This is a genomic window from Paenibacillus hodogayensis (assembly GCF_039536325.1).
Classification (GTDB): Bacteria; Bacillota; Bacilli; order Paenibacillales; family NBRC-103111; genus Paenibacillus_AB; species Paenibacillus_AB hodogayensis.
The window spans coordinates 304,849-329,593 of record NZ_BAAAYO010000001.1 but is presented as its reverse complement, the minus strand read 5'-3'; the positions used below and the strand labels follow the sequence as shown (position 1 = coordinate 329,593).

Sequence of the window (24,745 nt, the reverse complement as noted above, 5' to 3'; positions counted from 1 at the left end):
TCAAAAGGGGAGGGGAATCGCATAAGAAAAATCGGCGGCAAAGCGAGGCTGCGGCGACCCTTTGCTCCTCCAATCGCACTTGAAATCGGATTCCCTGTTTGGGTCATAGCAGGCGGAATCCGCTTTCAAAGGCGACTGCTTCGCTTTTGCGGACCCAAAGGCTCTCCTCCGCCTTCTCTGCTTAGCCGGACTGCGTCTCATGCGATTGCCCTGAAAGGGAGCGAAGGAAGCTTTCGCTGGAGAAAAGAATCGTTTACAATGAAAAGTAGCACGATTCAAGTGAGAAAATTCACAAGCGAAGGGGACGATCCGGCATGAATGCGATCAAACGCGTGCTGGTCATGACGGCCGTCGCGGCCGAAAGGGACGCGCTGCTGCGCGGCTTGCGCGGCGACAGCCGCTTCGAGGTGGCGCTGGCCGGCGTTGGGCCGGCTGCGGCTGCGGCCAACACGGCGGCTTTGCTTGCCGCGGCGCCATACGACCTCGTCGTCAGCGCAGGGATTGCCGGCGGCTTCGCTGGACAAGCCGCCGTAGGGGAGCTGGTAGTGGCGAGCGATATCGTCGCCGCCGATCTGGGCGCCGAGACGGCGGAGGGGTTCAGCAGCGTGGACGAGCTTGGCTTCGGCTCGGCGCGCGTGACGGTCGACGGGCCGCTTGCCCGGCGGTTAGCCGACGCGCTGTCCCAAGCGGGGCTGCCCGTGCGCAGCGGGTCGGTACTGACCGTGTCTACGGTCACGGGCACGGCCGAATCCGCGGCCCGGCTTGCCGCACGGGTGCCGAACGCAGCGGCGGAAGCGATGGAAGGGTTCGGAGTGGCGACCGCCGCTGCGCTGCACGGCTTGCCGGCGCTGGAAATTCGCGCCGTTTCCAATGCAGTCGGCCCCCGCGACCGGTCCTCGTGGAAAATTCGCGAGGCGCTGGAGCTGCTGGAGGCGGCCGGACCTATTTTAGTGGAGGTGCTTGGATGAAAATCGCGTTCTCTCCGTGTCCGAACGACACGTTCGTCTTCCATGCCTGCGTGCACGGGCTGATCCCCGATGCGCCGGAGCTGGAAGTGACCTATGCGGATATCGACATTACGAACAATTGGGCGGCTAGCGGCAACGGGCCGGATATTTTGAAGGTTTCGTACGCTGCTTTGCCTTGGCTGCTGTCCGAGTATGCGCTCATCCCGTGTGGGGGGGCGCTCGGCAGAGGCTGCGGCCCGCTCGTGCTGACGAATCGCCCGGAAGCGGCGCTGCAAGGGGCTTCGTCTCTGTCCGGCAAACGCGTAGCCGTGCCGAGCGAGCGCTCGACGGCTTATCTGCTGTTCCGGCTATGGGCGGCCCAGCAGGTGCCGGGAGGCGTGGGAGAAATCGTCGTCATGCCGTTCCACGAAATCATGCCTGCGGTGCGAGACGGAGTTATCGACGCCGGGCTTGTCATTCATGAAGCGCGTTTTACGTATCAGAACTACGGGCTGACGTTGCTGGCCGACATGGGCAGCTGGTGGGAGAGCGACACGGGGCTGCCGATCCCGCTCGGAGCGATTATCGCCCGGCGGACGTTGGACGGGGAAGCGATCGCCCGCTGGATTCGCGATTCGGTGGAATACGCCTGGGCGCATCCGGAGGCGTCGCGCGATTATGTGCTGCATCATGCGCAGGAGCTGGACCCGACCGTCGCGCAGGCGCATATCGACTTGTACGTCAACGAATTTACCGCCGATTTAGGCGAAGCCGGTTACGCCGCCGTGGAGGCGCTGCTGGGCAGGGCCGCCAGGGAAGGGCTTGTACCGGCGGTGGATCTGGCCGCCTTGCGGTAAAGCGGCGAAGAGGTTTGAACGTTTGAAGTCTTAAAGTCTTGGCTTGCTCTTGTCTCCTTTGAATGAAGGGAGGCAGAGAGCGGGCCAAGACTTTTTGGCGATCCGGCAGTTTGATTTCCATTCCCTATGCAAGCGTCAACATTTAGAAGGGAGCCTCATTTCAAAACGTCCCCTTTTCCGACTTGTATATCTGCTCGCAAAGCATACGCTTTTCGTTCCTTCAGCAGCGACGACGGCGGACGTCCGGTCACTTTTTTGAATACACGGTTGAAGTAGGTCGGATCGCAAAAGCCGAGATAATCGGAAACTTCCGATATATTCATCGCCGATTGCAGCAGCAGGTCGCTGGCGATCGATATCCGAATTTGATGGATAAATTCAATTGGAGTTTGGAGATACACCTCTTTAAAAATTCCAATCACATACGAAGGCGATAATTGGACGAGTTCGCATAGCCGACCGATCGTAATTTCTTCTCGGTAATGTTCCAACATGTAGGTTTCGATTTGTTTCGCAACCCGCAGCTTATGGGAGGGTATGCGCTGCTGGCTAAGCTCCTGCAACATCGCTCCGAAAATTTCGGTCATGATGCCGTGGCATATAAACTCATAATGGTCTCTTTTATCCATCCACGACTGAAAAAGCATACTGAATCGCTGCCGTAAATATTCCGGCTTATTCGTTTTAAACAGCTCGTATCCTTTGGAGGCGGCAAGCAGCGGCACTTTATCGAGGGTCGACGGCTCCATTTGGAAATGAGCGATATATTTCTGATGCGGCGGATGAACGCCGTTCGATCCGGAACGTACCGTCCCCGGCCGCACGATCAGGACGTCTCCTCTGGACAGCTCGTGCTCGTCTCTATCGAGCACAAACGCAAACTTTCCTTGAACAACCCATATTACGACATACTGGGTTGTCTTCGTGATCGGTTTGCGCCAATTCGGTATAAAATCGTCAAAATAAAAATTCTCCATGCGAATCATCCCGATTCCTCCGTTCCCCTTCCCACACCTCGAGGATACACCAGACACGCCAAAATCTCAAACAAATATGAGTCAAATATCGTTAAGGTCTATCACTATCATTCATGGCGCTTTGCACGAAATTTTTTACAATGAAACTATAGAAGTTGAACGAATGATTGAAGCCCGTTGCATGCCGAAAAGGATGGCCTCGCCGTTTCAAACATCTTGTTTTGAACTCCTATAGCGCCGTAAACCAACGGATGGATACTTTCATTGAACGGAGGAGACTATTATCGCTTCACCAACCTATTATTCTTTACCGATCGCGAATGTGCCGGTAAAATCGTTGCCAGAAGGACAACGTACCGCCCACGGGTGGACGGCCGTTCCTATAGGCGCCCGGGCCGAAGACGCTTTGCGTCTAGCGCCACCTCATGCCGAGCATTCGATCGAACGTCCGGTGCGGTCCCACGGCCGGCTGCGCATGACGGTAGCTTTGGGTGTCCATGAGACGAAGTTCGTAGAAGCCGTTTTGGCGGGGACAGGCGCTGTGCTCGGCCGCTTCGACATCCGATTCGCCTACGTGTTCCAGCCGTTCGAGCTTGCGCTGACGGCTGAACAGACGGAAGCGGTGCTCCGCGAAGGGATCCGCTTGCAGGTGTGCGATGGAAAGGAGCCGTTATGGATTTTCGACGATTCGGGCGGAGACGAAGCGCGTCGGTTCTTTGCGCCGCACCTGCTAATCGGCGAAGGCGAATCGCGAATGGATCGTTATCTGGAAAGCTTCATTTCGCTTTCGTCGCTTCAGCCTTTCGGCTGGCTCGAAGGCTGTGTGCTCGACGGGCTTTATGCGCTCAAGCCGGTATTCGGCGAGCAGCGGATCGACCCGGTCATCGACGCTCATCTCGGACAATATTTTGACGCGGACGGCCGATTGCTTTATGAAGACTTGTATGGCCGCGCGGCGGACGGAACGTTTACGACGATCGAAGCGACGCTCCCGCTCGCCGTCATCGTCAAGCACCGGTCGGATCATCCGGTCGTGAAGCAAGCTCTCGCATTTTGGGATTCCCGCGAGACAAACGGCGAAGGAATTGTCATCGACGGGGAAATGATTACGGCCGAAGGGATGTATACGGTAGCGTACCCGCTTGCGGTCATTGCATCGCGGTTAGGGCGGAAAGATTTGGCCGAGCAGGCGGTCCGTCAAGTATTGCTCCGCCGCGATTGGCTGGCGGATAACCGCAATGTATACTTAAGGTACCACAAAAATACGAATTCCCGTACATTCCGCAACTGGGCGCGCGCTTACGCCTGGTATATGCTCGGCATGACGCGAACGTGGATCGAGCTGAAGCAGTCCGCCTATGCCGGATTGCCGGGTGTGCCCGAGATGGAGCGGGAGCTTGTTCGAGTCGCGGAATCGGCCCTTTCGTGGCGGCAGCAAGGAGGATTGTGGTCGAATTTCCTCGATGACTCGGCAACCGGAATCGATACGTCGGGCTCCGCCGGCATCGCAGCCGCCTTGGCTCTTGGAGCGAGGCACCGTTTGCTGCCCTCGAGCTGCGCGGTTGCTGCTAGCGTAAGCCTGCAAGCGCTGGAAGCTTACTTGACCCCTGACGGCATTCTATCGGGAGTATCCCAGCACAATGCCGGCGGCATGGAGCTTCAAACGTGCGGATACCGCGTCTTGTCGCAGATGGGGATGGGCTTAATGGCGCAGCTGTATGCGGAGACTGCAATGAAATGACCATTTGATTGACCCGATATCGTTTAATACCGAACGAATAGATGCCGATAAACCCGTAAGCGCATTCAAAACATCATAATACGACCTAATGGGGGAACAAATATGAAAGTTTTAAAATATGGAGCTTTACTTTCATTGCTTGCAATGTCCGGTTCGGTATTGGCTGCCTGCGGCAATCAAAACGACAGTGCCGCAGATTCGAAAGAAGCGGAGAAGCCGATCGAGCTCGTCTTTCATGGCGGGCAGAGCAACTGGACGGAAGAAATGTTCTGGGCCTTGTACGGAAATTTGATCAAGAAGAAGTTTCCGCATATTACGCCGAAATTTATTCAGCAGATCGGCTCTAAAGTTACACCGGCCGACCTGATTGCAGCCGGCGAACAAATCGACCTTATGCTGATTACGCAAAACGGCACCATGGATTGGATCATGAATAATGGATTGCAGTACGACATATCCGGCCTTATCAAAGAAAGCAAGTTCGATTTGAACAAATTCGATCCATCAATTGTCAACATCCAGCGGGATATTGCCAAAGGAGGCATCTATGCGCTGCCTGTGTTCGTGCAAATTCCTTTTATGCTGTATAACCGCGATCTATTCGACAAGTTCGGCGTCGCTTATCCGAAGATGGGCTTGACCTGGGATGAAGCATACGATTTGGCTGTGAAGATGAGCCGGACAGACTCCGGGAAGAAGTACTTTGGACTTGGCGTCAATTTCGACTTCCATATTCAAACGAGCCAGGTGCCGATCAACTTGGTCGATTCGTCTACGAATAAAGCCCGGACCGACGATAATTTGAAGCGGATGATGAACAACTTTGCCAGATTCAGCATGATTCCCGGGTACGAAGCGAGCCAGTTCCCCAATGCCGAAAATGCGTTTATCAAAGATCAAAATTTGGCAATGTGGTTGCATTTCACGAATGTGACGCGAAGAATACCGGATCATATCAACTGGGACGCGGTATCGCTGCCTTACTATTCGGATATGAAGGGCACGGCTCCGGCGGCCGATCCTTACTTCCTTTATGTGCTCGCAAACAGCAAGTACAAGAAGCAAGCGTTTGATGTGAGCGCTTTCCTAACGACAGTCGAAGCGCAAATCGAGATTGCCAAGGAAGGATTTACTCCGGTTATTCGAGATAAGGCGGTTCAAGAAGCGTTCGGCAAAAACAATAAAAATTACGCCGGTAAAAACGTCGCCGCCTTTTTCCCGGAAAAACTCGCCGCGAAGCCGCCGTTCTCGCCATACGGCACAATAGCCAATAATGCCGCTGGCGCCGCATTTAAAGATTTCGTGGCCGGCAACAAAGATTTAAATACCGCTCTGCGAGATTTCGAGCAAGATACGAACAAAAAGATCGAAGAAGAGCTAGCTAAAAAGAAATAAGCACTTTGGTAAGCGCTTAACTGATGTGGGCTTCGCCCGACAGCCTTTGAACGGAAGAATGGTTGCATCTTCCGCTCAAGGGTCTTTTTTTGGTTTGCAAACTTTTGAGCTCAACGAAGGGAAGGGTTGCACAATCATGAACGATTGGGCTGCGGATGTAAAAGCTCGTCCCTGCTGCCGGCGCCTTAAGGCTTCGTCGGCGCATGCGCGTCAATCGACGAGGCGAGCAGGGCCGCTTCCGCCCGGTACCGCTGGGGCGTGACCGAGAACCGCTTCTTGAAGCAGCGGCTGAAGTGCGCCGAATTCGGGAAGCCGGACTGCTTGCCCACCCGGTCGATCGGCAGAACGGTTGTCGTGAGCAGGAAACGCGCTTGTTCGAGCCTGCGGTTCATCAAAAACCCGGTGATCGTCGTGCCGGTGGCGCTCCGAAACAACCCGGACAAATACGTGGCGGACAGATGGACTTCGGCAGCGAGGGCTTCCAGACAAAATGGTTCGCGGAAATGGCGGTCAATCCAGGCAATGACAGCCTCGACATGCGGCGAGCGGCACCGGGAAGGAAGGGAAGACCCGGGTTTCTTCTCCGTGAACACATGGACCTTCAAGTACGACAGAAATTGCATCCAGAACAACAGAAACTGCTCCTTGCGCTCGACATCCGCCACATGGTCCAGCGTTTGCCGCAGCTGACCGAGCAGCAGGGTCAGGTCCTCGTCCTGTCTCGCATTCAACCGGACCATCTGCGGCTCGCCTTCCGATCCCTCCAGGTCCGCCACAAATGCCGCGAGATGCGGAAACACGTGCAGAAACGGTTTATGTACAGACGTATTCACTTGAATAAGCGAGCGCAGCCTGGGGGTCTCGTACCAGACCAGATGAACCTGGTAGGGCTTGAAGTAGACCAGCGTCCGCGGCTGAAGCATATACAGCCGGTCGTTCAAGATCAGGCGCCCCCGCCCTTCGTGCACGTACAAAAATTCAATCCCATCATGGGCGTGATACAGTTCGTCCGGGCTTTTTTGCTCCCACTGTTTGTACAGGAGCGAATAGAGGTCGTCATCGAACTGCGGCTGCGCCTGCGTCACCTTCCGGATCATCCTCTCATCTCCCCGTTGCCCGATTGTGCCGGCGGCCCGGCATGCGCCGGGGCGGGCTCGGGCTGCGTCCGCCCGCTGGAGCCGCCGGTCAGAAGAATGCGAGACGTCCTATGGCTGTACCTTCACAATAGGCGCAGCGTTGCTGACGGTATTCGCAAACCGGGTCATTACAGAGCTGTCGTATATAGGCACGTTGTTCAGGCCCATTGCCGCATAGATCGAAGACAACATGCTGCCGAACGCGATCGTCGTGGCGTTGACATCCCCTTCGTTACCGCCCAGCGAGACAAGGACGCCGGCGGAGTAGTTATTGGAGTTGCCCGGGCTGTACTTGAAGCTGCCGTCCGGCAGACGAAGCGGCTGCAGCTTCTGGCTGCTTTTCAGAATCATCTTGGGAGCGGCGGCGGCTAACGTTTCCACAAAACCTACCGGGAGCCCCACAGAGGCGTACGTTTTACGAATCGCAGCGATGGCGGACCAAGGGTTATAGATGAACGTGATTTGCGACACCGGTATATCAATCTGGGCTACCCGGATGGTGCTTTCCAGCGCCTTCATGGCGTACGGATACGGATGATTGGCCAACTGATACATGAGAGCGACTTTCATTGCAGCACTGACGGTTTCGTAGGTTTCCCCATTCCCCCATAAGCCGGTTTCAACGTTCTGGATGGAGCTTAAGTACGCAACGGCGGCAGGGCCGAGCCCGGCGGCTTGAATTTGGCGAGCCACCGCGTTCACCGAGTTACCGGCGCTGTACGGATTCGCTTGCCAAGGCAGCGCGGCCATCCAGTCCTTGAGCGCCTGCTCGCTCTGTAAATAGGCGGGCCCAGCTGCCGCAATTTGCACGGGCCCAGCTGCCGCAATTTGCACGGGCTTGGCGGCTGTCTGGGAGCGCTGTGACGGAAGGAGGTACAGCGGGCTTACATTCATCTTGCGAAGGATGACATCTGACGCCCAGGTCAAGTCACGGCCGCGACGGGCATCCGGGATGTTTTTCCCCCATTGGGGGTGGTAAAAGTAGCCGTCGCCCGGGTCCTGCATCGTCTGGGTGAACGTCACCAGCTTCTGACGGACGGGAGCGGACAGCTTCGTGAGAAACTCCGCATCCGATTGCAGCATGCCCGATTCTCTCATAAAGTTGATGATTTGTCCTGTGCTCTCCAAATCTGGCAGGAAGCCCGTATGATCGCGTGCGCTTTTTGAGAAGTAGAAGCCCCCGACCACCGGATCCCACAAGCTGGCCAAATAGTCAGCAACCCGTTCGTCAAAGTTCGATTTCAACTCCGCCATAGCTTGCTCGAAGGTCGGTTCATTGACGCAGCTCGCTGGCTGCCCCGGATTCGGCTGAAACAGGGCGCTAAGCAGATCGCCCACGAACCGCAAGGGAACCGGGGTTTTGTCGTCGGTAATCAGTACTGGACGGTCCAGCGTTCTCGGTATCCCATTGATCATTACTACAGATTCTCCGGCGGTCATGATGATGGAGAACGCCCCTTTCTGGATGGTAACCTTTTTCGTATCGGAATTCCATGATACGTCTGCCCCCATTGCCTCGAACAGCGAACGAAGCGGCAGACGAATGTCTCCCAGATTGGACAGGAGCTGACCCTGAAGCAGTCCGGAGATCGTTTGCACCGATGCAGCGGAAGCGGGAGCGACGGCGCCGATCGCGCCCGCACCTCCCGCAAGCACGGCCAAGGTGGTGAGAACGACAATCGCTTTTTTGCCTTTTCGAGCCTTTGTCATAGCATATCCTCGCTTTCTGATACCCATTTTTCGACGGGAACGGAATGCACAAATGATCTTTTATAAAACGCTTACACTTTTGCGCGACGCATTCCCGCAGTATCGCTTTCTCGATACAATCATGTTGGCTCCGGAACCAATGTAGTCAAGTATAGCCCTGGATGAAAAGCGCCTCCATAGATAAGCTGCTCAACAATTTTGTATAATCCTATCATCCTGAAGGAAGGGGAAAAAGAAGGGAAGAATGTACAATTTTGCGATGCGATTGTCACTTGGTGAGGGGTTATGGGTCTGCTATAGTTAAAAGGGAGACGCCAAGGTATAGGGCGTTAAATGGGCATGACAAAAAGCGGGCGGGCATAGCCGTCCGGCGGGGCGGAGGAACGACGGCAGACCGTCGGGCGTTTTACAGTAAATCGGACGATTTGCGATATTGGGAAGGGGTTTGGTACATTTTGCGCTTGAACAAGCGGGAGAAATGGGCCGAATCATAAAAGCCGAGCTCGTTTGCGATGGCGTCGATGCTTCGTTCGGTGTTCATCAGCAGCGAGCAAGCCCGGTCGAGCCGCAGCTGATTGTGCAATTCGATCGCGCCGCAGCCAAACTCTTTGAACACAAGCCGCTCGAGATGCGATTGGCTGAGGTTAAACAGGTCGCACAGCTGTTTCAAGGTCAGTTTACTGGACAGATGCTGCTTCAAATGGCGCAGCAGCCGGTCGCGGAAATCGGCATCGCTCTTGCGGATAGCGCTCTCGACGGCGGAGAGCAGAATCGCGTCCAATTGGTTGACCAGCTTCAGGCGGGACAAGCGGGTTCCCTTCACCATGTCGTCTTCAACTTCGGCGAGCTGCCCCAACATATGACTGTAATCGACCAGCACGAATTCTGTAATATGGGCATGCATCAGCTCCTTCATCCCCGTCGGATCGTCGCTGTTCATGTTCAGACCGAATTGGGAATAACCCGAAACCGTTGCTAGGGAATGGACATGGCCGGGGGGGATGACGCACAGCTTGCCTTTGCCGAGCGTATAGTGTTGATGCTGACACTCGATCAGCAGGGTACCCTCGGTTACCCAGATCAGCTGATGAAACGAATGGGTGTGGGCTTCCATCTGCCAATTCTCGAACCGCTGCACAAAATTCATATTTAAGTACACCTCGGAAGGGAAATGAACGAGGCGGGCGAGTTCCATGCTGTTGACCTCTTTCCATATGTTGATGGCCTCATTGTACGAATCGGGGAAGTTCCTGTCAATGGCTAGTTTGCAAGCGTTGCCAAAAGGAACGGCCTCCGCTCGTCGAAGCTGGGTGAAGGCTTCTGGCAAACCGAAAGTCGCAAACGGTAGGAGGATGGTCCGGATCGGCCATGAATTTGTCCGGCCGGAAGGATATGATGAAGGTAATCGCAGAACCAGGAAGGGGTAGGAAGATGAAGGAACGCATCAACGTTGGCGTGCTCGGATTTGCCCATGGGCATATACATACGTATTGTTCCGAATGGAGCGGCGGCGAGCACGGTCTTCGAGTGGCGGCAGGTTGGGATCACGATGCCGACAGATTGGAGAAAGCTCGGCAATCCTACGGCTTGCAGCCGTACGGCACCGCCGCCGAGCTTCTGGAGCGCGACGATATTCAGGCGGTCGTCATCGGCGCCGAAACGTCTTTTCATGCTGAGCTAGTGGAACAGGCGGCGAGGGCCGGAAAGACGGTTGTCTTGCAAAAGCCGCTGGCACTGACGATAGAGGAGGCGGACCGGATCGTGGAGGCGGTTGGCAGAAGCGGGATTCGGTTCACGCTTGCTTGGCAAATGCGCGTCGATCCGCAAAATCTGCAAATGAAACAATGGATCAAAAGCGGCGAGCTCGGCGGAATCTTCTCGGTGCGCCGCAGACACGGACTGGCTATGGGGCTGCAGCCATCGTTTGCGGATACGTGGCATGTGAATCCGGCTTACAACCGCGACATTTGGGCCGACGACGCCGCCCATCCGATCGATTTGCTGCACGATTGGCTCGGCGTCCCGGAGAGCGTAACCGCCGAAATCGAGACGCTGCACAATCCGCGCATCCCGATGAACAACGGGATCGCGGTATTCCGCTACCCGGGAGGCACGCTTGCTGAGGTGAATTGCTCGTTCACGTGCCACGCGGCCGAGAATACGACGGAAATCGTGGCAGAGCGGGGAACGGTCGTGCAAAATTACGGCGACGCGCCCAGCTGCAACGTCCCGCGTCCGCCCGGAGCGGGACGCGGACTGAAGCGGTACGACGCGGAGACCGGCATCTGGACGGAGAGCGGGTTCGAGAGCCCGGCGAATCACGGGCAGCGTATTCGGGACTTGGCCGCGCCTCTTGCCGCCTTTATCCGCGGCGAGCGGGAGCCGATCGCAACAGCGGAGGAAGGGCGAACGTCGCTGCGCATGGTGCTTGCCTGCTATGCTTCTGCACGGCAGGGGCGACGTGTCACTCTCGACGACCCGATGATCGAGCGGTTGTAGGCTCCCCCGTGCAGCGGAAGCTGATGTAAAAATAGCGCGTTACGGGAGGGAGCCCGATGGAGCGTTTGTACCGATGCAGCGGAGTGATGAGCGACGAATGCCCGTTCTCGGTTAAGCGTCAAAATCAAGGCGCGTTTCACAAACACGGCCACGAGTTTGTGGAGCTGGTCTATGTCGTTCACGGCGAAGGGGTTCACATTTTGGAGGAAGCGGAATATCGCATCAGCGCCGGAGACGTCTATGTCATCAATCCAGGCGAAACCCATGCCTATGCGGTACCCGAAGGGATGCAGGTCGAAATCGTAAATTGTCTGTTTATGCCCTCTCTGATCCCTGATGCCCTTCTGAAGGAGTTTCCCTTGATGTCCCCTATGGATTACAGCTACGTCCGACCGCTTCTGGACGTGGAAGCGGGCTTCAACCGGCACCTGAGCCTGAACGGGCAGGAGGCCGTCCACGTCCTGGGGCTTCTGAACAATATGAGTCGCGAGGCCGGCAAGCGGGCTCCCGGCCACTTGACGATCATTCGGCTGCAAATGCTCCAACTGCTCGTTCTCCTTTCCCGAAGTCATACGATCGCGGACGGAAGCGGAACGGACTGCTCGCCCCGCTCTGCCGTTCGCGACTTGACGGCAGGGCGCATCTACGGTTATCTGGAGCGGAACTGCGATCGCAAAATCACGCAGGAGTCGCTGGCAGCCTTGTTCCATGTGGGCGTCCGCCAATTGAACCGTCTGATGCGGCAGGAGTTCGGCAAAAGTATGGTCGACGTGCTGCACGACATTCGGATTGAGCGTGCCAAGCGGCGGCTTGCGGAATCCGACGAGAAGGTAGCGTCCGTAGCCGCGCTTGTCGGCTATGAGGACCCTACCTTTTTCGGTCGGCTGTTCTTGAGGCAGACCGGGTATACCCCGACCCAATACCGGCAAAGTCTCGAGCGGTTTCCGGAATCCCGCTGAGGGAAGTCTGCACCCGGGCCTTTACGCACGAAAGCAAGCAAGGACGAGCGCCTTGCTTGCTTTTGCTGTTACGGCCTTTAGAGCGATTCCGGATGCCCGGGGATGAGGGCATCCCCGGATGGTTAGGCGATTATTTGGCTCCTGCGGCGGTATCGGCCTCAATGATTTTCTTATTGATCCGTTCAGCGGATTCGCGCAATGACGTGTTCACGTCCTTGTTGTTGAATAAAATATCGCGCATCACCGTGTTATACTCGCCCAGGTTGGAGCCGTTGTACTTGTTGACCGAACCGGCCTTCGCATATTTGTCCGGCTGCAGAGCTTTCACGTTTTTTCCCGCATACATTGGGTTGTCCTGCCCGAACTTCGCCCGAATCGATTTGTCGCTCAGCGTAGGCAGGAACTTGCCCTCCTTCGCTTTCTTGAGCTGATATTCGTCGGAGGTGAGGTAGGCGATGGCTTCGAACGCCTGGTCCTTGTGCTTGCTCATGGATGTTACATAGAAGTACGTCGGATACGCTTGCGGGCCTGTGTCCGGCAGCTCCTTAAACACGGGGAATGACGCCAAATCCCAGTTCATATCGCCGACTTCCTGGGACGAATGCAGAGCTGTCAAGGCCAGGAACATACCTTCAGTGCGATCTTTGAAAAACCGGTTTCGTTCATGGGGCTCGGAAATCTGAGTCGACTTAATATGGGCGTAGCCCGGAAGCGTATAAAAACGGAGCAGGTTCTCTGTGATCGACTTCCACCTCGGATCGGTATCAAAGGCGGACGTTTTCGTATCGGTTTTCACGAAAGGAACCGAGAACTGGTTCAGCAGCCCCAAATGCGCATAGGAAGACCCAAGACCGGTATAATTTACCCCGCCCTCACTGCGGGTCAAGCTTTTGGTCAGCTCGAACAGCTCATCCCAAGTGATGCCGTCCTTCGGGTAAGCGACGCCGAACTTGTTGAAGATGTCCTTGTTGTAGTAGATGGCCGAGGGAGGGGTGTACACCGGCAAGCCGTACAGGCCTTGTCCTCCTGCCATTTGGCGGGCCGTGTCGAGCATGGTCGGCTCGATGCGGGTCAAATCGTATTTAAATTTTTGAATTTGCGGCGTGATATCGTATTGCAGCTTCGGCTCGATCAGGAACGGAGGCGTCGCTCCGGTCGAGGCGTAGATGATATCGATCGTTTGCCCCGCGGCGATCAGCTCCTCGACTTTACCCCCTGCGAGAAAACGGATGGTCACGTTGGAGAATTTGTTCATGATTGGCTGTCCGAACGTCTCCATAAAGTCTTTTTCCGGCCAATCTGCCGCATACGGGAAAAAAACGGTAAGCTCCACCGGCTCCTTCTTCTGTTCGGCAGGCTTGTCGCTGCCGGCTGCCGGAACGTTACTGTTCGATCCGCATCCTGCGGCCACTGCGGCTATTGTGCCAAGCAGCAGGGCCGTGGTCCACTTTCGGGTCATTGCGCTTCCCCCTGTCTATTTTTGCATTAGTCGTACTTGCTCTTTTAATTTAACATATTCCATTTGATGAAAATTAAGGTAAACTTGCACGCTGTTTTTCTTTTTATGAAAGCGAATGTATATGATTTCCAATACGCTTCGATACGGATGGGCGATTCCCCAATCTTGAGCCTGCGCAAGTGTAAAAACATGCATAAAAAAAGACGCTTCCATCCCCAAAACTACCGTGGGTTCGGAAGCGTCTTTGCATGTTGGGGAACGGAGAGCCCTTCTCCCCGCAAGCCGGAAACAGATTCCTCCGGCAAGCTTATTTTTTGGCGGCCAACCAGTCGGCTACCGTGTTGACATCCGTATCCGACAGCTTGCCTTTAAAGCTCGGCATGGCGCCTTTGCCGTTTGTAATGATGCCGGCGATCTGATCCTTCGAATATTTCGCCCCGACGGCCGTCAGCTTCGGACCGCCGCCGCCTTCCAGGTTCACCCCGTGGCAGCTCGTACAGTTCTGCTTGACGATCGCCTCCGCATTCGCGGTCGTCGTCCCGCCCCCAGTCGTGCCTCCGCCGTTATTCGCTTCCGGCGTTTCCTTCTTGCCGCAGGCGGTAAGCGTCAGGGCAAGCAGCAGGCAGCATGCGATTCCTATTTTACGCATGATCTACACTCCCTTGTGAGAATAGCTTCTGAACGTCAAGCGATCCTTGCGGATGGAACATAGCATTTCCTGGCGTTCGCGCCTTCATGCATGCATGCGGCATTCACGCAACAACGCGCTCTGTTGCCGCAGCTCCTGTGCTTTCCGCTGTTGGGCAACGTGTGCCGGGAGGCCATAAAGATCGCTTTCTCTTTCTGTCTGGACGGCTTTGAAACGCCCGCCGCATCACTCTCGCCCGGCCGTATGGCAGCCTTTTCCGCGAATGCATAATTTAAAACGGTTGCGTTCAACCTAATGGAAGCCAGACCCTATTATTCTCCTATATGGAACCGCGCCAAGTCCGCGCACCGAACCAAGCAAGGCGATCAAAAAAGAAACCGAGGAGCAGCGATTATGACAGAACAGCAGCATGACGAGCAGCGGCAAAGAAACTCCAGACGCCGGTTCCTGAAATATTCCGGAGCCGCCATCGGCGGAGCGGTCGTCACCGGCGTGATCGCGGGGTGCACGAAGGACAGCAACAAAGGAACGACGCCCGCCCCCGCCGAGACGAAGCCTGCCGCCGATTACAACGAAGCGCCGATGTTTTTCAACCAGTCCCAGCTGCAGATTACGGAAGCGGCGGTCGAACGCATTTTTCCGAAGGACGACAACGGTCCGGGGGCGGCGGAGCTGGCAGTGGCGTTCTACATTGACCATCAACTGGCCGGCCAGTTCGGCAGCAACGTCCGCGAATACCGAATCGGACCATTCGGGCACGCCGAAGCGACGCAAGGGGACTACGCGAGCATCCAGCGGCACGAGCTGTTCACGATGGGGCTGCAGGCGCTGGACGACGAGGCGAACAAGAAGTACAACAAAGGCTTTATCGACGTCGGCGATACCGAGAAGGACGCGATTCTGACCGCCATGCAGAAGGGCGAGATTCAGGTCGTCACCGGCGTAACGGGCCGGACATTTTTCAACCTGCTGCGCAGCATGACGATGGAGGGCGTCTACTGCGACCCCGTCTACGGCGGCAACAAAAATATGGCCGGGTGGAAAATGAAGAAATATCCGGGCAACCAGATGAGCTATACGAATATGATCGAGAAGGACGAGTTCATCGTCATGGAGCCGCGGAGCCTACACGACCATTTCGCGCATTAAACCGCACCGACTTACTATATCGACACAGGAAGCAGGGGTAGAGAATGGCCACGAAATTGCCGAAGGTACCGGTAGTCATCGTCGGGATGGGGTGGGTTGGCGGCATCATCGCCGCTGAGCTTACGAAGCAGGGCATTCAGGTCGTAGGGCTGGAGCGGGGAAAGCCGCGCAGCACGAAAGATTACTACATGGTGCATGACGAGCTGCGGTACGCTCAGCGGCTCGATCTGATGCAGGATTTATCCAAGGAAACGATCACGTTCCGCAATACGGAAAAGATGACCGCGCTTCCGATGCGTGAGCACGGCTCGTTTCTGCTCGGCGAAGGGCTCGGAGGGGCAAGCATCCATTGGAACGGACAGACGCTTCGCTTCCTGCCGTACGATTTCGAGATTTACAGCAAGACCGTAGAGCGTTACGGGAAGGACAAAATTCCCGAGGGCATGTCGATTCAGGACTGGGGAATTACCTACGACGAGCTAGAGCCTTATTTTGACAAGTTTGAAAAGATGGCCGGCATTTCCGGCGGGGAAGCGCCCGAAGGCCTGGTAGGCAAACGCTCGAGCCCTTTCCCGACCAAGGAGATGCTGAAGACGCCGGCTATCAAGATGTTTGAAGCGGCGACGAAGAAGCTAGGCTACCATCCGTACATGACTCCTTCGGCCAATTTGTCGGAGCCGTACACAAACCCGGACGGCATCGAGCGGGCTGCTTGCCAATATTGCGGGTACTGCGAACGGTTCGGCTGCGAATACGGAGCCAAGGCCGATGCGGTCGTAACGGTGCTTCCCGTTGCCCAGAAGACGGGCAAATTCGAGCTCCGCAGCTATTCGAACGTTACTCAGGTGCTCAACGACGGCAAGAAGGCGAACGGCGTCGTGTACATCAATACCGTCACCGGCGAGGAGTTCGAGCAGCCGGCCGATCTCGTCGTTCTGGCCGGCTATCTGTTCAGCAACGTGCGCCTGATGCTGACGTCCAAGCTGGGGACTCCTTATAATCCGGCAACGGGCAAAGGGGTCGTCGGCCGCAATTACGCCTACCAGGTAGGGGGCGGCGGGACGACCGGGTTTTTCGACGAGAAGCAATTCAATACATATGCCGGAGCGGGGTCGCTCGGCATGGAGATACCGGATTTTAACGGAGACAACTTCGACCACAGCAATTTCCAGTTCATACACGGCGCGGGGATTCGTCTGTTCCAGACGGGCCAGCGGCCGATTGCCAGCAATACGGTGCCGGCAGGGACGCCGGCATGGGGCAAAGAATTCAAACAGGCGTCGCTCCAATATGCATACCGAACGCTGACCGTGGGCTCGCAAGGCTCCAACATGCCCTGGAGGCATCATTATGTCGATCTGGATCCAACGTATAAAGACGCTTACGGGCTCCCGCTGGTCCGCATTACGTTCGACTTCGAGGAGCAGGATCGGCAGCTGGTCAAATTCATGTCGGGCAAAACCTCCGAAATCATGAAAGAGATGAACCCGACCAAAGTGGGATCGAGCGACCAGCTTAACCCTTACAACATTGTGCCTTACCAGTCGACCCACAACACCGGCGGGGCCGTTATGGGTGCCGATCCTTCGACGTCCGCCGTCAATTCGTACTTGCAGATGTGGGATGCCGAAAACGTGTTTGTCGTTGGAGCCTCGGCCTTTGCCCACAACAGCGGCTATAATCCGACGGCGACAGTCGGCGCTCTGTCTTACAGGGCGGCGGAAGGGATCGCCAAATATTTGAAGCAAGGCAGCGGGATGGTCGTCTGAACCGTCCCCGCCGTCTAGCTCCTTCGAGGAAAGCGAGTGGGAGGCAAGCATGGAGCAGGAAGAGCTGATCTATCATCTGACCGAGGTGCGCAAGCGGCTGCTGGTCGTGTTCGGCTGGTTTTTTGCCACGCTGTGCGCCGGTCTCTACGTATCCCCCCGTCTGCTGCTGGCATTGAAGTCGCAGCCCGCGGCGGCAAGCATCGAATGGAACGTGTTCTCGTTCACTGACGGGCTGTTCATTTACATGAAATGCGCCTTGCTGGTTGCCGTTCTGTTCACATTGCCCGTGCTGCTGTATCAGGTGTGGGCGTTCGTAAGGCCGGGCTTGACCGAGGCGGAGGCGAAGGGCACGCTCGTTTACGTGCCGGTATCGTTCGCACTGTTTCTGGCCGGGGCATCGTTCAGCTATTTCGTCGTCTTCCCGATGATGGTGCGGTTTATGGAGAAAATGAACCGGACGATCGGCGCCGTCGAGACGTACGGAATCGACCGGTACTTCTCGTTTCTGTTCAGCGTCGTGTTCCCGATGGCGGTCGCCTTCGAGCTGCCGGTCGTGATGCTGTTTCTGACCCGCCTCGGTCTGCTGACGCCGGAGCGGCTGAGAAAATCGCGCAAATTCGCTTACCTCGGCCTGGCGATTGTCGGCTCCTGCATCTCGCCTCCCGATTTCGTCTCCCATCTGTCGGTGACGATCCCGCTGATCGTGCTGTTTGAAATCAGCGTTATTGTTTCTTCCCGCCAATGGCGGACGATGGAGCGTCTCGTTCCGCAGGAGTAACGCAGCTTGGGCTGCCGGGAAGGCGGCACGTCGCTTGCAGGCTTAAAACCGCTAAGCAATCGTTGCAGAAAGGAGAGTGAAGTCCATGTTCAACAATATCGGCGTTTCCGGCCTGATCATTATTCTGGCCATCGCGCTCGTCGTATTCGGACCGGCGAAGCTGCCGCAGCTTGGCCGCGCCTTCGGCGATACGCTGCGCGAGTTCCGCAATTCCACCCGCGGCATCGTCGACGATGCCGAGCCGGCGGACAGCGGTACGACTCAAGAAGTGAAGCGGTTGTCGTAAGAGGCTCCAATACCCCGAACCCCCGGCTGCGCGTTGTTGCGCGTCGGGGGTTCGGGTGCATTATAGGACTTTACTCCGAAGCCGAATCATTCGCTTGGGCGAATGCGCCGTTATCGGCTTGCGTCTTGATCCAGGACGATAGCGTCAGGCCGCCGGAAGACAGCTCGCTGCCTGCCCCCGGCTCGGCAAGCCGGGACGCGTTATCGCCGATCCAGGCGTACAGCCCGGCCAGACCCGCTCCGCTCTCGGCGCCGAGCAATGAGCCCACCGCCTGCTCGAAGACCGGTACGGGCAGCGAATAAAATTGAATATCCCTCCCCAAAGCGGCGGTAAAGCGCTCGGCCAGCTCTTGTCCCGTCAACGCCTCGGGTCCTCCGATCGGGATCGTACGTCCCGCCAGCTCCGGCCGCCCCAGCGCTTCGACGGCATAGGCCGCCGCTTCGTCGATGCCGATCCAGGCAATGGGCGAGTCGGCCGGAACCGGATAAGCCAACACGTTGCCGCTCAGCACGCCGGGCAGGTGGAAATTTTCGTAATACAGCGTAGGCTCGAGAATGATGGAAGGAATGCCGCTCGCCCGGATCGTATCGATCAACTCCCGCTTGACCTGCAGGGCAGTCACGCCTCCGGCGTCATCCGGAACCCTCACGCTGGTATTCGCCACCAGCAGCTTCACCTTCGCTTCCTTCGCCGCTTCGACAATATTGCGGGTATAGTCAGCGAGCTTGGCGGCATTGAATTCGACGGGCAGCGTGACGAATACGCGGTCGACGCCTTCGTAGGCTTTGCGGATTCCATCCAGGTCGGCGAGATCGGCGGCGATGGCCTCGAGCCCTGCCTTTCTCAATCGCTCGGCCTTCTCTTCGCTTCGAACGACCGTCTTTACCGTATTACCGGCCTCCAGCAATTTGGCGGCCACGGCTCCGCCCTGAAGGCCGCCTGCGCCGAAAACGAGAACGTGCGTAGTATGCTCTGCGCTCATGTCCAACTTCCTCTCCGTATGGGTTTTATGCGGTTCAACTTTGTGATACTGTATACATAATAAATCTCGTCGTTATTTTGCGTAAGTACGCACATTTATGGCATATAGTATCCATTTGGATACTGGGAAAGGAGCGCGCAAAGTGGAACAGCATGAGCAGCGGCCGGCCCAGAAGCAAGCTGGGACGTGTCCGGTCGAACTGGCCGTTCAGCTGATCGGAGGAAAGTGGAAGATCGTCATCCTGCATCATTTGGCCGTGAACGGGACGAAGCGCTTCAACGAGCTGCGCCGCATCTTTCCCGATGCGACCCAGCGCACCTTGACGCGGCAGCTGCGGGAGCTGGAGCAGGACGGACTGATTACGCGCAAAATCTATTCGGAGATTCCGCCCAAGGTGGAGTATACGATATCGGATATGGGCCAAAGCCTGATTCCGCTGTTATCGCATTTGGAGGAGTGGGGGCTTGCCATGATCGAGAGGGGACGCGATCGCGAAGCGAAGACAATCGAGGAAACCTCGAACGGGTAGCGCCTCTGCGCCCCCGTCCGCCTTCGCCCCCCGCGGCTCTTCGCCGTGTGCAGCTACAGGCGGGCGGGGTTGCGCTGCATGACGACGGTCGGGAGGCGGCATGCTTTTTGCGGTTTCGCACACTACGATGCAAACGATTACATAATATTATTTACAACGATCGTACGGAGGCAACGATGCATATCAATCGGCTAAACCGGATTCAGCTTTCCTATTTGCCGGTCTTTTTCGTGATTGGGATCAGTCTGCTGTTTATCGCTTATTTGACGTTGACCGAGGTGACCAAACAGTCGGCTTACAAGGCGAACGAGATTTTGTCCCGTAATATCGCCCTGAGCGTGGACGATTCGTTAAAAGCGATCGATGACGCCATCAATCGGCAGCTATTGGATCATGAAATGGTGAAACGTTTTTTCCAGCCCGATCCTCTGCCGGACAGATCGTATTGGGATTACCGGACGGTCGCTGCTTTGAATGAAATGCTCGCCGCTCATGAGCTGATCGATTCGGTTTATTTGTACCGCACGAGCGACAATAAAGTGCTCGGCACGTCGATGTTTGCCGTTCTGGACGATTTCGGCGACAAGGAATTCGTGGGCAAGCAGCTGTCTTCGCTGAAGCCGTTTCGCTGGACAGAGGGAAGGCTGTTTCGCGAACGGCCCGACGATCGCGCGACAGGCGTGATCAGTCTGGCGAAATACGCCAATCTGTCCAACCGCAGTCTCGTCGTGGTCAATGTCAGTATCGATCGGCTCAACCGGCTGATCCGCGATATGACGCAGTCCGGGCTGAATTATATCGAACTACTCGATTCAAACGGCAAGCTTATCGCCTCCCGGGACGGAACGGACAAGCCGGCCTTGCTGCCGGCCGGGCCCGAGGGCGGCAAGGAATGGTCCAATGTCCGTCTGGCGTATACGGGCTGGACGGTCCGCAGCGGCGTGTACCAGGGCAGTCTCGTGCAATGGATCACTTCCCTGTTCTATGTGTGGATCGCCTTGGGTTTTCTGGTCATTGCGGCGGGCCTCGTCTGGCTGATCGTGGTGACCCGGCGCAATTACCGGCCGATTCAGTCGATCTCGCGGCGCATCGCCGAGCATTTCCGCCAGAAACCGCAGGAAGACGATCTCAAATATATCGAAACGGCGATCGAAGAGCTGTTCGATCAATCCAGCGTGCTGCTGGAGCAGAACAAGGAGAACCTGGCATACCGCAAGCGCTATATGTTCAAGCAGCTGCTCGAAGGGGCCGTTGCAGGGTCGGCCGACGGCTGGAAAGAGGAGATCGAGCGATTCAGCGGATCGTTGGAGCGCTGCCGCCTGCTCGTCGCCGTGGCGGAGATCGATGGCTATGGCGATTTTGCCGGAAAGTATACCAAGCGGGATCAATATTTGCTCAAGCTCGCGCTCGACAAAGCCGTTCAGGAAATAGCGGAAGCGGAGAATCTTCGCATATGGCCGGAATGGGTGGACCGCGATCGGTTCGGCCTGCTGCTGCTGCTGGACGAGGAAACAGGTGCGGATAGCGATGCCTATGTCATGCTGGACAAGCTGATCGACTGGGTTCGGAAACATCTCCCCTATACCGTTACGATCGGCATCGGCCCGAGCGGACGTGCGGCTGCCGATATTCCGGAGTCGTACGAAGGGGCGCGGGAGGCGTTGGACTTCAAAACGTCGCTTGGAGCGAATCGCGCGATCCGCTCCGCCGATTTTGCCGCCAAGCCCCCGTTCGAGATGCTTCGCCAGGTAGTCCGGGTGCGCGCGATCGGCCAATCGTTCCGGACCGGGGACGGCGAGTGGGAGCGGCACTGGGACGAGATGTTCGGAGAACTGCGCCAGCAATTGTTTTCCCGGGACGACCTGACCGGGCTGCTCCATTACTTCCTGTACCAGCTCCATAAGGAAATGTCCGAGCTGCCCGAAGAATTCCAGGCGGTCTGGAACGGCGGGGCGCATACCGGACTAAGCGATATCGTCGGCAGGCAAGAGTCGTTGGAGACGATCCGGGAGTCGGGCGCCCGCGTGCTTCGTGAAGCGTCGGACCGGATGCGCCGCTTGAGGGAAAGCAAGCCCAATCATCAGCTCATCCGCAAAGTGAAGCAATATATCAGCGAGCATTACGCCAACCCGGACTTGTCCCATGCCCATCTGGAAAGCGAATTCGGCCTAAGCGCCAGCTACTTGAGCCGGCTGTTCAAGGAGGAGTTCGGGGTTAAGTTTATCGACTATTTGACGCAAACCCGCATGGAGCAGGCGACGGTCCTCCTCAAGCAGCATCCGGACAAGACGATTCAGGCGATCGCCGAGCAGGTGGGCTATATGCACGGCATCACCTTCATTCGGGCATTCAAGAAAAGCACCGGCAGCACGCCGGGCATTTTCCGCAAAAATTTGAACTGACGGACAAAAAGCGACCGTTTTCAATAAAAGTCGACGCGGACGAAAAACGTCGCATGCGGCATTGCGGCGGGGAACGAGCCGATTTCCCGAATCGGGACGGGATGCCGGCGGAAAGGGACCGCTTCCCTTATCCCTGCAAGAACGCCAAACAAGCAATAAGCGAAGGCCCCTTGTGCGGGGCCGTTTTTAATTTTCGTCGCTTCGGTCAAAAACGATATATTTACCAGCCGAAACGGGCGGTGATATGGTGAATCCGCAAGGCGACAACGCATCGGAGGGAGGGTGGGTGGGACAGACAGTCGACTTGAACGATATAAGCAAGGCGCGGAAGGCATACGGGCATGAAGAGTCGCTGTCGCAAAGCGCGCCGTCGGCGGAAGCCCGCGGCTACGCAGCACTGCTGCTGCATACGGTGGAGGGAACGACGCTGACGCAAAATCCGTCTTTCGAGCAAGGCGGCGGCACGGCTCCTCCGTGGGAACTGCTGGACCGTTCGACCTCGACCCGGGCTATCGCTCGCTCGTCGGCAGCCGCCTACAGCGGCACCGTAAGCATGCAGGTGTACGGGAAAGGCTGGGGAGGACCGACGCAAGTCGTCGACGTGCAGCCCGGGTTCGCCAATATGAAATTCCGTTACCATATTCCGACAGGCGGCAATACGGCGGTTTCGATGCAATGGGGATTCGACCTGCTGGACGCCCAGGGCAATTGGATCGGCAACAGCACGGTCCGTTCACCGGTTACCCGGCTCGCCGACGCTGAAGGAGTGTGGCTGACAGCGGAACTGTCCGGGGAAATTCCGCAAACGGTGCGCGGCGTGCAAGTGAAAAAGGTGCGGCTTCTGCTGCTTGTAGACAGCGTGGCTCCGGTTGAAGTTTATATCGACGACGTGGAATTTTACAACGCGGTTCTTTAACGCTTACCTACAGACAAGGGGGACTTTCCGTGAGAATGGGTACAACGAACGCAATAAAACCGCTGGTCGCCCTGCTGGCCTGTTCGGCGCTGGCTTTGTCGGCGGCCGCATGCGGGGGCAGCAGCGAAAGCGGAAGCGGCGCCTCAGGCGGTACTAGCAGTGATACGGGCGCGCCTGCGGGCACTGCCGCTAAGTCGAGCGTCTATCCGGAAAACGGTCTTCCGACCGACCAGAAGGTGACCTTGAAATTCGGCTTCTTCGAGGGCGGCATGGGCCGGGAATATATCGACTACGCGATGGATACGTTCAAGAAAAAATTTCCGAACGTCAGCTTCGAGGTCGTCTATTCGCCGAAGATCGGCGACATCATTAACGCGAAAATATCGGCCAACAACAATGACGACATGTTCGATTTGTTCAACGGTTCGATTCCCGGCGGGATCGCTCCGCTTGTAACGGCCGGCAAGCTGGAGCCGCAGGATGATCTGTGGGACCGCAAGCTGTACGACAACAACGGGAAAACGTTAAAGGAAATGGCGCTTGCCGGCACGATCGAAGCGTCGACGGCCCGCGTGGCGGGCAAGCTGTATGCGCTTCCCGTTTCCGGCAGCGGCTCCGGGCTGTTTTTCAACAAGAAGGTGTTCGAGAAAAACGGCTGGAACCAAAATCCGAAGACGTGGAACGAGTTCGTCAAGCTGCTGGAGGATATCAAGGCGAAGGGCGTCATTCCGATTACGTATCCCGGCATTTATCCGAACTATATCGAGCACGCCTTCGGTCCGGTCAAAATGTTCGAGCTGGCCGAGATGCGCGGGAACCTGTCCTCCTTCATGGACAATTTCCGCAACAGCCGGCTGCCGATGCACCTCGCTCCGGAGAGCGTAGAGCTGTGGAACCGCATTTACGATCTGGGCAAGAGAGGATTTTTCCCGAGCGGCGTGGCGGCCTTGACGCATACTCAATCGCAAATGCAGATGATTCAAGGGCAGGCGGCGATGGTGTCCACAGGCGTGTACGTGGAGAACGAGATGAAGGCGGCTATACCGCCGGACTTCGAATGGGGCTATATGTCCGTGCCGATGAGCGACAAGCCGGACAGCACGCGCTGGATTCGTTCGACGGCCGCGAACGGTCATTACATTTGGGCCGGCAAGTCGGATCTGAACAAGAAGTGGGTTAAGGAATTCAACGTTTGGATGTGGAATCTCGACGTTCAGGAGGTCATCGCGGAGAAAGGCGGCCAACTGCCGGTGCGCAAAGATTTTTCCGATAACAAGGCGCGCGCCGACAAGCTCCAAAAAGCGCCGAAGGCGATGTACGAGTTCATGAACGCGAACAAAACGCGGATGGAGAGCGCCAACCGCGACCAGACGCTGACCGACCCGAGCTTTACGCAGGCCATGAAGGTCATTAATGAGGGCACGATCGAGATTACATCCGGCAATAAAGAACCGCTGCCGATTTTGCAGGAAGCGGAGAAGCTCGTCGGAAAGGCGATCGAAGCGAAAAAATAACGAAAATCAAGCAATTGGAGCTTGCGTCGGCTGACGGCGTCGAGGGCGGGGGCGGATGAGCCGGTTTTCGGGTCGCATCTTCCCCCCTCAT

Annotated in this window: 21 protein-coding genes; 14 read left to right on the top strand and 7 right to left on the bottom strand. The window is 56.7% G+C overall.

Going from position 1 to position 24,745, the window contains the following annotated elements; genetic code table 11:
* Window positions 1–314: 314 nt before the first annotated feature.
* Window positions 315–968 carry a futalosine hydrolase gene (locus ABD796_RS01270; protein ID WP_344901634.1) on the top strand — a complete coding sequence of 218 codons (654 nt, stop codon included), beginning with the start codon at window positions 315–317 and terminating at the stop codon, window positions 966–968.
* Window positions 965–1,804: a 1,4-dihydroxy-6-naphtoate synthase gene (locus tag ABD796_RS01265; protein WP_344901632.1), complete on the top strand. Its 840-nt coding sequence runs from the start codon at window positions 965–967 to the stop codon at window positions 1,802–1,804. The genes ABD796_RS01270 and ABD796_RS01265 overlap by 4 nt, the downstream gene beginning before the upstream one ends.
* Before the next feature lie 155 nt (window positions 1,805–1,959).
* On the opposite strand, the gene ABD796_RS01260 is transcribed toward ABD796_RS01265, so the two are convergent.
* Window positions 1,960–2,790, bottom strand: a complete 831-nt coding sequence (locus ABD796_RS01260) for a helix-turn-helix domain-containing protein (protein ID WP_344901630.1) — start codon at window positions 2,788–2,790, stop codon at window positions 1,960–1,962.
* Between the two features lie 328 nt (window positions 2,791–3,118).
* Here ABD796_RS01260 and ABD796_RS01255 point away from each other — a divergent pair, with 328 nt between their 5' ends.
* Together ABD796_RS01255 and ABD796_RS01250 are read left to right on the top strand one after the other, a co-directional pair.
* Window positions 3,119–4,522, top strand: a complete 1,404-nt coding sequence (locus ABD796_RS01255; RefSeq protein ID WP_344901628.1) for a glycoside hydrolase family 88 protein — start codon at window positions 3,119–3,121, stop codon at window positions 4,520–4,522.
* A gap of 102 nt (window positions 4,523–4,624) precedes the next feature.
* Window positions 4,625–5,917 carry an ABC transporter substrate-binding protein gene (locus ABD796_RS01250; protein ID WP_344901625.1) on the top strand — a complete coding sequence of 431 codons (1,293 nt, stop codon included), beginning with the start codon at window positions 4,625–4,627 and terminating at the stop codon, window positions 5,915–5,917.
* A gap of 185 nt (window positions 5,918–6,102) precedes the next feature.
* On the opposite strand, the gene ABD796_RS01245 is transcribed toward ABD796_RS01250, so the two are convergent.
* The 3 genes from ABD796_RS01245 to ABD796_RS01235 form a co-directional block, all read right to left on the bottom strand.
* Entirely contained in the window at window positions 6,103–7,014 is a 912-nt protein-coding gene (locus ABD796_RS01245) for an AraC family transcriptional regulator (RefSeq protein WP_344901622.1), read from the bottom strand.
* A gap of 108 nt (window positions 7,015–7,122) precedes the next feature.
* On the bottom strand, window positions 7,123–8,763 hold the full coding sequence (locus ABD796_RS01240) for a copper amine oxidase N-terminal domain-containing protein (protein WP_344901619.1): 1,641 nt from the start codon (window positions 8,761–8,763) through the stop codon (window positions 7,123–7,125).
* A gap of 406 nt (window positions 8,764–9,169) precedes the next feature.
* Complete coding sequence (locus ABD796_RS01235; protein WP_344901616.1) at window positions 9,170–9,958, bottom strand: helix-turn-helix domain-containing protein; 789 nt, start codon at window positions 9,956–9,958, stop codon at window positions 9,170–9,172.
* A 236-nt stretch (window positions 9,959–10,194) separates the two neighbouring features.
* Here ABD796_RS01235 and ABD796_RS01230 point away from each other — a divergent pair, with 236 nt between their 5' ends.
* On the top strand, window positions 10,195–11,262 hold the full coding sequence (locus ABD796_RS01230) for a Gfo/Idh/MocA family protein (RefSeq protein ID WP_344901613.1): 1,068 nt from the start codon (window positions 10,195–10,197) through the stop codon (window positions 11,260–11,262).
* 56 nt (window positions 11,263–11,318) lie between these two features.
* On the top strand, window positions 11,319–12,221 hold the full coding sequence (locus tag ABD796_RS01225; protein WP_344901610.1) for a helix-turn-helix domain-containing protein: 903 nt from the start codon (window positions 11,319–11,321) through the stop codon (window positions 12,219–12,221).
* Between the two features lie 130 nt (window positions 12,222–12,351).
* Here the strand turns inward: ABD796_RS01225 and ABD796_RS01220 are convergent, their stop codons facing one another.
* A complete protein-coding gene (locus ABD796_RS01220; RefSeq protein WP_344901607.1) occupies window positions 12,352–13,680 on the bottom strand; it encodes an ABC transporter substrate-binding protein in 1,329 nt (442 codons plus the stop codon).
* 307 nt (window positions 13,681–13,987) lie between these two features.
* On the bottom strand, window positions 13,988–14,329 hold the full coding sequence (gene cccB / locus ABD796_RS01215) for a cytochrome c551 (RefSeq protein WP_344901604.1): 342 nt from the start codon (window positions 14,327–14,329) through the stop codon (window positions 13,988–13,990).
* A gap of 393 nt (window positions 14,330–14,722) precedes the next feature.
* Between cccB and ABD796_RS01210 the strand changes: the two genes are divergently transcribed.
* From ABD796_RS01210 to ABD796_RS01195, 4 genes are all read left to right on the top strand, one after another.
* Window positions 14,723–15,478: a gluconate 2-dehydrogenase subunit 3 family protein gene (locus ABD796_RS01210; RefSeq protein WP_344901601.1), complete on the top strand. Its 756-nt coding sequence runs from the start codon at window positions 14,723–14,725 to the stop codon at window positions 15,476–15,478.
* Between the two features lie 44 nt (window positions 15,479–15,522).
* Entirely contained in the window at window positions 15,523–17,247 is a 1,725-nt protein-coding gene (locus ABD796_RS01205) for a GMC family oxidoreductase (protein ID WP_344901598.1), read from the top strand.
* A 49-nt stretch (window positions 17,248–17,296) separates the two neighbouring features.
* A complete protein-coding gene (tatC, locus tag ABD796_RS01200) occupies window positions 17,297–18,025 on the top strand; it encodes a twin-arginine translocase subunit TatC (protein ID WP_344901593.1) in 729 nt (242 codons plus the stop codon).
* Window positions 18,026–18,110: 85 nt separating this feature from the next.
* Window positions 18,111–18,311 carry a twin-arginine translocase TatA/TatE family subunit gene (locus ABD796_RS01195; RefSeq protein WP_344901590.1) on the top strand — a complete coding sequence of 67 codons (201 nt, stop codon included), beginning with the start codon at window positions 18,111–18,113 and terminating at the stop codon, window positions 18,309–18,311.
* Between the two features lie 70 nt (window positions 18,312–18,381).
* Here the strand turns inward: ABD796_RS01195 and ABD796_RS01190 are convergent, their stop codons facing one another.
* Complete coding sequence (locus ABD796_RS01190) at window positions 18,382–19,293, bottom strand: SDR family oxidoreductase (RefSeq protein ID WP_344901588.1); 912 nt, start codon at window positions 19,291–19,293, stop codon at window positions 18,382–18,384.
* Window positions 19,294–19,435: 142 nt separating this feature from the next.
* Here ABD796_RS01190 and ABD796_RS01185 point away from each other — a divergent pair, with 142 nt between their 5' ends.
* From ABD796_RS01185 to ABD796_RS01170, 4 genes are all read left to right on the top strand, one after another.
* A complete protein-coding gene (locus tag ABD796_RS01185) occupies window positions 19,436–19,822 on the top strand; it encodes a winged helix-turn-helix transcriptional regulator (RefSeq protein WP_344901585.1) in 387 nt (128 codons plus the stop codon).
* A 176-nt stretch (window positions 19,823–19,998) separates the two neighbouring features.
* Window positions 19,999–22,224, top strand: a complete 2,226-nt coding sequence (locus ABD796_RS01180) for a helix-turn-helix domain-containing protein (RefSeq protein WP_344901582.1) — start codon at window positions 19,999–20,001, stop codon at window positions 22,222–22,224.
* 286 nt (window positions 22,225–22,510) lie between these two features.
* Window positions 22,511–23,140 (top strand): hypothetical protein, encoded by a 630-nt coding sequence (locus ABD796_RS01175; protein WP_344901579.1) that lies wholly within the window; start codon window positions 22,511–22,513, stop codon window positions 23,138–23,140.
* A 35-nt stretch (window positions 23,141–23,175) separates the two neighbouring features.
* The gene (locus tag ABD796_RS01170; protein ID WP_344904127.1) at window positions 23,176–24,654 is read left to right on the top strand and encodes an extracellular solute-binding protein; all 1,479 of its coding nucleotides are present in this window, start codon (window positions 23,176–23,178) and stop codon (window positions 24,652–24,654) included.
* Window positions 24,655–24,745: the final 91 nt, after the last annotated feature.

Coding starts and splice junctions, on each gene's coding strand:
- ABD796_RS01240 (WP_344901619.1), bottom strand. CDS start 8,763: ATGACAAAGGCTCGAAAAGGCAAAAAAGCGATTGTCGTTCTCACCACC.
- ABD796_RS01270 (WP_344901634.1), top strand. CDS start 315: ATGAATGCGATCAAACGCGTGCTGGTCATGACGGCCGTCGCGGCCGAA.
- ABD796_RS01265 (WP_344901632.1), top strand. CDS start 965: ATGAAAATCGCGTTCTCTCCGTGTCCGAACGACACGTTCGTCTTCCAT.
- ABD796_RS01170 (WP_344904127.1), top strand. CDS start 23,176: ATGGGTACAACGAACGCAATAAAACCGCTGGTCGCCCTGCTGGCCTGT.
- ABD796_RS01210 (WP_344901601.1), top strand. CDS start 14,723: ATGACAGAACAGCAGCATGACGAGCAGCGGCAAAGAAACTCCAGACGC.
- ABD796_RS01245 (WP_344901622.1), bottom strand. CDS start 7,014: ATGATCCGGAAGGTGACGCAGGCGCAGCCGCAGTTCGATGACGACCTC.
- ABD796_RS01205 (WP_344901598.1), top strand. CDS start 15,523: ATGGCCACGAAATTGCCGAAGGTACCGGTAGTCATCGTCGGGATGGGG.
- ABD796_RS01225 (WP_344901610.1), top strand. CDS start 11,319: ATGGAGCGTTTGTACCGATGCAGCGGAGTGATGAGCGACGAATGCCCG.
- tatC (WP_344901593.1), top strand. CDS start 17,297: ATGGAGCAGGAAGAGCTGATCTATCATCTGACCGAGGTGCGCAAGCGG.
- ABD796_RS01220 (WP_344901607.1), bottom strand. CDS start 13,680: ATGACCCGAAAGTGGACCACGGCCCTGCTGCTTGGCACAATAGCCGCA.
- ABD796_RS01260 (WP_344901630.1), bottom strand. CDS start 2,790: ATGATTCGCATGGAGAATTTTTATTTTGACGATTTTATACCGAATTGG.
- cccB (WP_344901604.1), bottom strand. CDS start 14,329: ATGCGTAAAATAGGAATCGCATGCTGCCTGCTGCTTGCCCTGACGCTT.
- ABD796_RS01195 (WP_344901590.1), top strand. CDS start 18,111: ATGTTCAACAATATCGGCGTTTCCGGCCTGATCATTATTCTGGCCATC.
- ABD796_RS01190 (WP_344901588.1), bottom strand. CDS start 19,293: ATGAGCGCAGAGCATACTACGCACGTTCTCGTTTTCGGCGCAGGCGGC.
- ABD796_RS01230 (WP_344901613.1), top strand. CDS start 10,195: ATGAAGGAACGCATCAACGTTGGCGTGCTCGGATTTGCCCATGGGCAT.
- ABD796_RS01235 (WP_344901616.1), bottom strand. CDS start 9,958: ATGGAACTCGCCCGCCTCGTTCATTTCCCTTCCGAGGTGTACTTAAAT.
- ABD796_RS01180 (WP_344901582.1), top strand. CDS start 19,999: ATGCATATCAATCGGCTAAACCGGATTCAGCTTTCCTATTTGCCGGTC.
- ABD796_RS01250 (WP_344901625.1), top strand. CDS start 4,625: ATGAAAGTTTTAAAATATGGAGCTTTACTTTCATTGCTTGCAATGTCC.